Below are 7,470 nucleotides of genomic sequence, written 5' to 3'. Positions count from 1 at the left end.
TGTCATCCGTCTCCCCCGCAGGCCGGTGGGCCCAGTCATCCGCCTCCCCCGCAGGCCGGTGGGCCCAGTCATCCGCCTCCCCCGCAGGCGGGTGGGCCCGGTCATCCGCCTCCCCCGCACACCAGCCGGGCCGTGTGCAGCATGGTCCGCACATGCAGCCCGGTCTGCGCGGCCACCGGCACCCAGCGCAGGTCGTACGTCTTCTCCAGCTCCTGGCACCACTCGCGCACCAGGTCGTCGAGGACCTCGGCGGCCCGGGGCTCGGCGCGGGCCAGGGCGCGGCTCGCCATCGCCGCCACCCTGAGCGGGATACGGCGGGCGGAGATCCCCCGGGTCACGAAGTGGCCGTGAAAGCGCCGGGGTTCCTCCGCCGCCCAGCTCGCCACGATCGACGGCGCCACGTCGAGGAGTTCCCGAGCGGCATCCCGCAACGGTGCCAGCTCCTCCGGTACGGCCGTGTCGAGCCGTGTCCCGAGGACGGCCGCGAGTTCCCGGGTCCGGCCCAGCAGCACCTCGCCCAGCCGCGCGGCCTCCCGGTCCGGGTCGGTGACGGGCCGGGCGTCGCTCACCGACGGCACGGCCCAGGCGGGGGTCTCGATCAGGGTGGTCAGGGTGCCGTGGCGGCGGGGGTGCAGCCAGGTGCTCTCGGCGACGAACCCGCTCGGGTCGCGTTCGCCCGCGCCGTGGCCGTCGGGCAGCACCAGGACGCCGGGCGGGTCGAGGCGCCAGTCGGGGCCGTCGACGGGGTGCCGGTCGACGGGGACGCGCAGGCGCGCCGCCGTGGCCCGGAAGGCGTCCGCGGCACCGGGCACCTCCCTCGTCATCATCACGAAGGCACCGCCGAACTCGATGCCGTGCAGGGTGAACTGGGCGACCGGCCGCAGCTCGTCGAGGAGCCGGACGAGCGCGGCCGACTCGGGCAGCGGCTTCCCGGGGGGCACAGGCAGGGACTCCGGCTGACGGGCGAACGCGGGCCGGTAGAAACCTCGATGACACTCCGTCAGCGACGGCTCCGGCTCCTCCGGCTGCCAGCCGTGCGCGAGGTGCGCCCCGTCGGGGTCCAGGCAGAGCAGGAAGTGCCAGGTGCAGCCGAGGAGTTCGAGCAGGCGGGGCCGACGGGCGAACAGGGCGGCGAGCCGCAACGCCGAGGCCCCGCCGACCGGTTCGTTGGCGTGGGCGCCGGCCACGGTCAGGATGTGACGGTCGCCGTGTCCGGCGGACAGCAGCCACAGCGGACGCCCCGCCCGGCTCTCCCCGACCTGGCCGAGCCGCAACAGCCCGGGGGCGGCGCGGACCAGCGTGCGGGCCCTTCGCTCCAGTTCGTCGACTGCCGGATAGAGCGAAGTCCGCACGCCGGTCCTCCCACGCTGGTGATCCGATCGGGCACCCTGGGAATTACTGTCCCCAGTGGCCTCTTTCTTGTCCAGCGGGCGAATCCCGATCTTCGTACTCCGTCAGACGCTGACCATCCCGCCCGTCGCGTTGACGAACGTGCCGGTGATGCCGCCCGCGTGGTCGGAGGCGAGGAAGACCGCGGTGGCGGCGACCTCGGCGAGGGTGGGGTTGCGGCGGGTCATGCGCATCCCGGCGAGCTGGTCGACGATGCCCCGCACGGCCCCCTCGTCGATGGCGGGATTGACGGCGGCGAGCTTCTCGACGGTGAACGTCTCGGGCACCCCGGCCACCCACAGCCCCACCGCCCGCACCCCGCGCGGCCCCAGCTCGATGGCCAGATTGCGCACGAGGGTGTCGATCGCCCCGTCCGCGGGACCGGTGCCGCCCATCATCGGACTGCCGTGCGCGGAACCGCTGTTGAGGGCGAGGATCACCCCGGAGCCGCGTGCGGCCATCCGGCGTCCCGCGGCCCGGGCGGTGAGGAAGTTGGCGCGCAGACCGTTGGTGACCGGCCGCAGGAAGTCCTCGGCGGCCATGTCGACCAGCGGCGCGCCCTGCACATCGCCGCGCGTGACCAGGTTGATGGAGATGTCGATGTCCCCGACCTGCTCGGCGTGCGCCTCCACGGCCGCCTCGTCGAGGGCGTCCACGACGGCGACCTCGGCGTCCTTGAGGCCGGCGGCCACCGCCTCCAGGGAGGCACGGGTGCGGCCGACGAGGTGGACCCGCGCGCCCTGCTCCGCGAAGGCACGGGCGACGGCCCCGCCGATGGAACCGCCGGCGCCGTAGACGATCGCGGTCTTGTCGGTGAGCAGCATGGTGAACTCCTGGGAAGTGGTGTGTACGGGGTGACGTACGGGGTGACATCCATGCAGACGTACGACTCCCCGGATGCTCATCGGTCGCGAGGTCACAGGCATCACGGCGTCACGGCGTCACAGTCGCAGGGGCAGACCGAACGCCGGGAAGAGGTGCGGCTCGAAGGAGGTGATCTCCGCGATCCGGTCGCCCCGGCCCGGTGTGCCGAAGCGCAGGACGTCCAGGACCTGGGCGCGGTAGACGCTGGTACCCGGTCTGCGGACGTAGTTCCCCACCGCGGGTTGCCCGTTGGCGCGGGCGGGCAGGCTGCGCCAGTGGCCCAGGAAGGCCGGTGAAGCCGGGTCGAGGCTGACCCGCACGAAGTCGACGAGCGCGTCCCGGCCGGTGAACCAGAACGGGTTCGGCGGCATGGTGAGGACCACGTCCTCGGCGAGCAGCGCGGCCATCGCGTCGAGGTCGAGACGCTCGACCGCGGCCATGTACCGCTCCAGCACGGCCTGTTGCGCTCCTGTCGGCTCGGCGGGCCGCCAGTCGGAACGCTCCCGGGGCAGGTGCGCGCGCAGCGTCGGCCGGGCCCGCTGGAGCGCGCTGTTGACCGAGGCCACGCTCATCTCCATGGCCTCGGCGGTCTCCGCGGCGGTCAGTCCGAGCGCGTCCCGCAGGATGAAGGCGGCTCGCTGCCGGGCGGGCAGATGCTGGATCGCGGCCAGGAGGACGAGCTCCAGGGTCTCCCGGGAGACGGTGGCCGTCTCCGGCAACTCGCTCTCTGCGACGGGGAGTTCGTCATCGGGGTAGGGCTGCAGCCAGGTGATGCGGGCGGGCGGCTCCCCCTCGCCGTGGTTCATCCCCGGCACCGGCTCGTAGCGCTGCGGGCGGCGTGCGGTCCGCCGCAGCAGATCCAGACAGGCGTTGGTGGCGATCCGGTACAGCCAGGTCCGCGCACTGGCCCGCCCCTGGAACCCGTCCCGGGCCCGCCAGGCCCGCAGGAAGGTCTCCTGCACGAGGTCCTCGGCCTCGTCGTAGGACCCGGTCATGCGGTAGCAGTGCACCTGGATCTCACGGCGGTACTGCTCGGTGAGGGCGCCGAAGTCGGTCTCGGTGAGTTGCGTAACGGCGGTGGGTGTTACGGAATCCCCGGTGTCCTGGGTGGTCTCGCGTACCGTGCGGGCCACCCGCCTCAACTGTGCGACGGACTCCGACAGTTCGGCGACGGTCGAGTAGAGGGCGTCCGCGGGCTGGGGCGCCAGCCGGCCCGCCTGGCGCCCGATGTCGTCGATGAGCCCCTGCACGGTGAGGCCCCGCGGCTGCCGCCGTTCCCGGTAGGCCTTCTGCCGGCAGGCGGCGGAGCAGTAGAGGGAACCGCGTCCGGTGCGGCCGGCTCGCGCGGCCAACGGCTTCCCGCACACCGCGCAGACGTCTGTGGCCACGTGTGCCTCCGGCAGTTTCGTAACGCGGTGCCGGAGTGACGTTACAACGCCCCCGCCGGGTGTGTCCCTACCGGCGGACGCCCGAAAGCGCCAGGTCCGCCGGAGGCTTGCGGTGATCCCGGCCGGCAGAACCGAACGACGGCCGGGCGGGCGGCCGTACCCCCAGCTGTCCGGCGACCGTCGCCCCGAACGCCAGCGCCATGCCCGTCAGCTGGAGCGGGGTCAGCGTCTGGCCGAGGGCCGCCCAGCCGACGACCGCGGCGGTCAGCGGGGACAGCGGGCCGAGGAAGGTGACCTGGGTGGCGGTGAGACGGCCGATGCCGCGGAACCAGAGCCAGTACGCCACCGCGGTGTTCGCCAGCGCGAGGTAGAGGTAGCCGCCGACCGCACGGCCGTCGAGGGCGGGCGGAGCACCCTCGACGAGGAGGGCGAGGGGCGCGATGAGCAGGCCGCCGGCGGTGAGCTGCCAGGCGGTGAGCGCGAGCGGGCCGACGCCGTCGGGGCGGCCCCAGCGCTTGGTCAGCACGGTCCCGGCGGACATCGAGGCGGTGGCGGCGAAGGCCGCCGCCACACCGACGGCGTCCAGGGCCCCGGCCGCCTTCAGTACGACCAGGCTGACACCGAACGCGGCCACAAGCCCGGTGAGCGCACTGCGGGTGGTGGGCCGCTGCCCCAGCAGCACGGCCGACAGCCCGACGACGATCAGCGGCCCCACCGACCCGACCACCGCGGCCATCCCGCCCGGCAGCCGGTACGCCGACAGGAACAGCAGCGGGAAGAACGCCCCGATGTTCAGGGCCCCGAGCACCGCCGCCTTCCCCCACCAGATGCCCCGCGGCAGCACCCGCGCGAGGCCGAGCAGCACGAGCCCCGCGGGCAGCGCGCGCATCATGCCGGTGAACAGGGGCCGGTCGGCGGGGAGGAACTCGGTGGTGACGGCGTAGGTGGTGCCCCAGGAGACGGGGGCGAGGGCGGTGAGAAGGATGGTGGCGGTGCGGTTGGTGGTCGGCTTCCTCATGACTCCCTCTCATCATTGGCTTGATGGAAAGTAGCTTACTCCTAAGCTACTTTCGTGCAAGCCACTTTCTTGCGGCCGAGCCGAGCCCTGCGGATACTCGGCACATGAGTGCACAGCGCAAGGACGCCGTCGACGCGATCATCGAGCAGTGGGCGGCCGTGCGGCCCGACCTCGACACCCGGGCCATGGAGGTCTTCGGGCGCGTCTACCGCCTCTCCCGCGCCATGGGCGACCGCGTGGAGAAGGTGTACGCCCCCTACGGCATCTCCCGCGGCGAGTTCGACGTCCTCGCCACGCTCCGCCGCGCCGGCGAGCCGTACACCCTCTCCCCCCGCCGGCTCTCCTCGACGCTGATGCTCACCACGGGCGGCATGACGGGCCGCCTCGACAAGCTGGAACGCGCCGGCCTGCTCCGCCGCTCCCCCGACCCCCACGACCGCCGGGGCCTCCAAGTGACGCTGACCGAAAAGGGGTTGGCCGTCATCGACGAGGCGGTGGGAGCGGGCCTGGTCGCCCAGACGGAGGCCCTGTCCGCCCTCGACGACGAACAGGCCGACCAACTGGCCGACCTGTTGCGGACGTTGCTGGAAGGGACGCAGAACCCACCGGAGTGACGCTGCAGGGGTATCCCACGGCGTCGAGCCCCTGAGAACGCACGAGGGCGCCGGCCTCGCCCGCGTACGGCTGACGCGCGTACGTGTGGCGGGGTCGGCGCCCCGGGAAAGGTGGGGTCAGGCCTTCGATCCGGCCTCGGCCTCGGCGGGCTTGGTCCTGATGTTGCGGCTGGTCACCCGGTGCTCTTCCTTGGACTTGTCCAGGACGATCACCAGGCCGGCGATGACCCCGAACAGCACGAGCGGGGCCACGACGAAGAGGCCCAGCGTCTCGATGACGCTCAGGCCCTTGCCGGGGTCGTCGCCGTCGTCGCGGGTCAGCGCGGAGGCGGGGGACGACATGAGCAGCATCATCAGCGTCGTACCGGCCACCAGGGCGCCGGCGCGCAGGGCGTTCTTCTTGTCCACGGAGCCAAAGTATCCAACGGCGGTTCGGGCCGCGCGTCCGGGGTGCCGTATGAGGCGCCCCGGCCGTGCGCGCATCCCGCTGCGGCGCCCGCGGCCGCGCCGCTACGGCGCCCGCAGCACGTCCACCAGCGCGTGCAGACGGGCCGACGCCGCCAGGTCCTCCAGCGTCATCACCCGCCCCTCCCCGTCCGCGATCGGCAACCGCCAGTTCGGATACTGGTCCCAGGTCCCCGGCAGGTTCTGCGGCCGGCGGTCCCCCACCGCGTCCGGCAGCCAGACCCCGACCATGCGCGCCGGAGTGTTCAGCAGGTACCGGTGGACGGCCTGGATCTGCGCCTCCTCCGAGGAGGGGTCGGCGCCGCCTCCCGTGCCGTGCAGCAGTCCGAGACGGGCCAGCAGCTCCAGCCACTCCCCCGTGTCCGCCGCGGCCTCCGCGCGCTCCTCGTCGAGCGGCCGGGTCAGCAGCCCGAGACTGTCCCGGAGCTCCACGTGCTCCCCGGTCAGCCGTGAGGCTGTGGGCGGCAGGTCGTGCGTGGTCGCGGTCGCGAGGCAGTCCGCACGCCACCGCTCGGGCGACAGCGGGCGCCCGTCGCCCTCCCAGTCCCGCTCGAACCAGAGCACCGACGTCCCCAGCACCCCGCGCTCGCGCAGCGCCTCGCGCACACCGGGTTCGACGGTGCCGAGGTCCTCGCCGATCACGAGCGCTCCGGCCCGCGACGCCTCCAGGACGAGCACGGCGAGCATCGCCTCCGCGTCGTAGCGGACGTACGTCCCCTCCGTCGGCGGGTGCCCCTGCGGGACCCACCACAGCCGGAACAGGCCCATGACGTGGTCGATGCGCAGCGCGCCGGTGTACCGGAACAGGGCTCGCAGCAGCTGCCGGTACGGCGCGTACCCCGACTCCGCGAGCCGGTCCGGGCGCCAGGGTGGCAGCCCCCAGTCCTGGCCGCGGGCGTTGAAGGCGTCCGGAGGGGCTCCTACGGACATGCCGGACGCGAAGTACGCCTGCTGGGCCCACGCGTCCGCGCCCTCGGGGTGCACGCCCACCGCGAGGTCGTGGACGACGCCCACCGGCATCCCCGCCTCCCGTGCGGTCCGCTGCGCGGCGCCGAGCTGGCTCTCGGTGAGCCAGGCGAGGCGGCAGTAGAAGTCGACGCGGTCCATCAGCTCACCGCGTGCGCGGGCCGTCTCGGCGGAGCGCGGGTCGCGGAGGCCGACGGGCCAGCCGCGCCAGTCAGAGCCGTGCGCCTCCGCCAGCGCGCACCATGTCGCGTGGTCCTCCAGCGCCTCGCCGCCCTCGGCGAGGTAGTCGGCGTAGGCGGCGCGGCGGCCGGGCCCGAGGGGGACCTCGTGGACGATTTCGAGCGCTTCCCGCTTCAGCTCCCACACCGCGTCCCGGTCGATCAGCGCGCCCTTGTCGAGCACGGATGCCCGCAGCCGCTCGGCGCGCTCCAGCAGGGTCCGCAGCCGGTCGCGGTCCGCGACATGGGCGTACTCGGGGATGTCCTCGATCCGCAGGTGCACCGGGTCGGGGAAGCGGCGCGAGGACGGCCGGTAGGGGGACGGGTCGGTGGGGGCGCCGGGCACGGCCGCGTGCAGCGGGTTGACCTGGACGAAGCCGGCGCCGAGGGCACGTCCCGCCCAGGAGGTCAGTTCGGCGAGGTCGCCGAGGTCGCCCATGCCCCAGGAGCGCTGCGAGAGCAGGGAGTAGAGCTGGACGAGGAGTCCGTACGACCGCCCCGGCGGGGCCGGCAGCCGCGGCGGGGCGACGATCAGGTGGGCGTCGGCG

At 73.7% G+C, this 7,470-nt stretch carries 7 protein-coding genes; 1 reads left to right on the top strand and 6 read right to left on the bottom strand.

Going from position 1 to position 7,470, the window contains the following annotated elements:
• Nucleotides 1-101: 101 nt before the first annotated feature.
• The 4 genes from ACFVYN_RS02265 to ACFVYN_RS02250 all read right to left on the bottom strand — a co-directional run bounded on the left by ACFVYN_RS02265 (nt 102) and on the right by ACFVYN_RS02250 (nt 4,659).
• The gene (locus ACFVYN_RS02265; protein WP_389991229.1) at nt 102-1,352 is read right to left on the bottom strand and encodes a M14 family zinc carboxypeptidase; all 1,251 of its coding nucleotides are present in this window, start codon (nt 1,350-1,352) and stop codon (nt 102-104) included.
• Between the two features lie 102 nt (nt 1,353-1,454).
• Nucleotides 1,455-2,213 (bottom strand): SDR family NAD(P)-dependent oxidoreductase, encoded by a 759-nt coding sequence (locus tag ACFVYN_RS02260; protein ID WP_389991226.1) that lies wholly within the window; start codon nt 2,211-2,213, stop codon nt 1,455-1,457.
• A 117-nt stretch (nt 2,214-2,330) separates the two neighbouring features.
• Entirely contained in the window at nt 2,331-3,641 is a 1,311-nt protein-coding gene (locus tag ACFVYN_RS02255; RefSeq protein ID WP_389991223.1) for a sigma-70 family RNA polymerase sigma factor, read from the bottom strand.
• A gap of 67 nt (nt 3,642-3,708) precedes the next feature.
• Nucleotides 3,709-4,659 (bottom strand): EamA family transporter, encoded by a 951-nt coding sequence (locus ACFVYN_RS02250; protein WP_389991220.1) that lies wholly within the window; start codon nt 4,657-4,659, stop codon nt 3,709-3,711.
• Nucleotides 4,660-4,763: 104 nt separating this feature from the next.
• Here ACFVYN_RS02250 and ACFVYN_RS02245 point away from each other — a divergent pair, with 104 nt between their 5' ends.
• Nucleotides 4,764-5,273: a MarR family winged helix-turn-helix transcriptional regulator gene (locus tag ACFVYN_RS02245; RefSeq protein WP_389991218.1), complete on the top strand. Its 510-nt coding sequence runs from the start codon at nt 4,764-4,766 to the stop codon at nt 5,271-5,273.
• A gap of 117 nt (nt 5,274-5,390) precedes the next feature.
• Here ACFVYN_RS02245 and ACFVYN_RS02240 read toward each other — a convergent pair whose 3' ends face one another.
• Nucleotides 5,391-5,681, bottom strand: a complete 291-nt coding sequence (locus tag ACFVYN_RS02240; RefSeq protein ID WP_389991215.1) for a hypothetical protein — start codon at nt 5,679-5,681, stop codon at nt 5,391-5,393.
• Nucleotides 5,682-5,783: 102 nt separating this feature from the next.
• A partial coding sequence (gene malQ, locus ACFVYN_RS02235) for a 4-alpha-glucanotransferase (protein ID WP_389991212.1) occupies nt 5,784-7,470 on the bottom strand: 1,687 nt, incomplete at its 5' end.

Source organism: Streptomyces sp. NPDC058307 (genome assembly GCF_042880295.1).
In the GTDB taxonomy this organism is placed as follows: Bacteria; Actinomycetota; Actinomycetes; order Streptomycetales; family Streptomycetaceae; genus Streptomyces.
The sequence above is the reverse complement of the archived record's forward strand: the minus strand, read 5'-3'. Positions and strand labels throughout refer to the sequence as shown.

Coding starts and splice junctions, on each gene's coding strand:
- ACFVYN_RS02260 (WP_389991226.1), bottom strand. CDS start 2,213: ATGCTGCTCACCGACAAGACCGCGATCGTCTACGGCGCCGGCGGTTCC.
- ACFVYN_RS02250 (WP_389991220.1), bottom strand. CDS start 4,659: ATGAGGAAGCCGACCACCAACCGCACCGCCACCATCCTTCTCACCGCC.
- ACFVYN_RS02245 (WP_389991218.1), top strand. CDS start 4,764: ATGAGTGCACAGCGCAAGGACGCCGTCGACGCGATCATCGAGCAGTGG.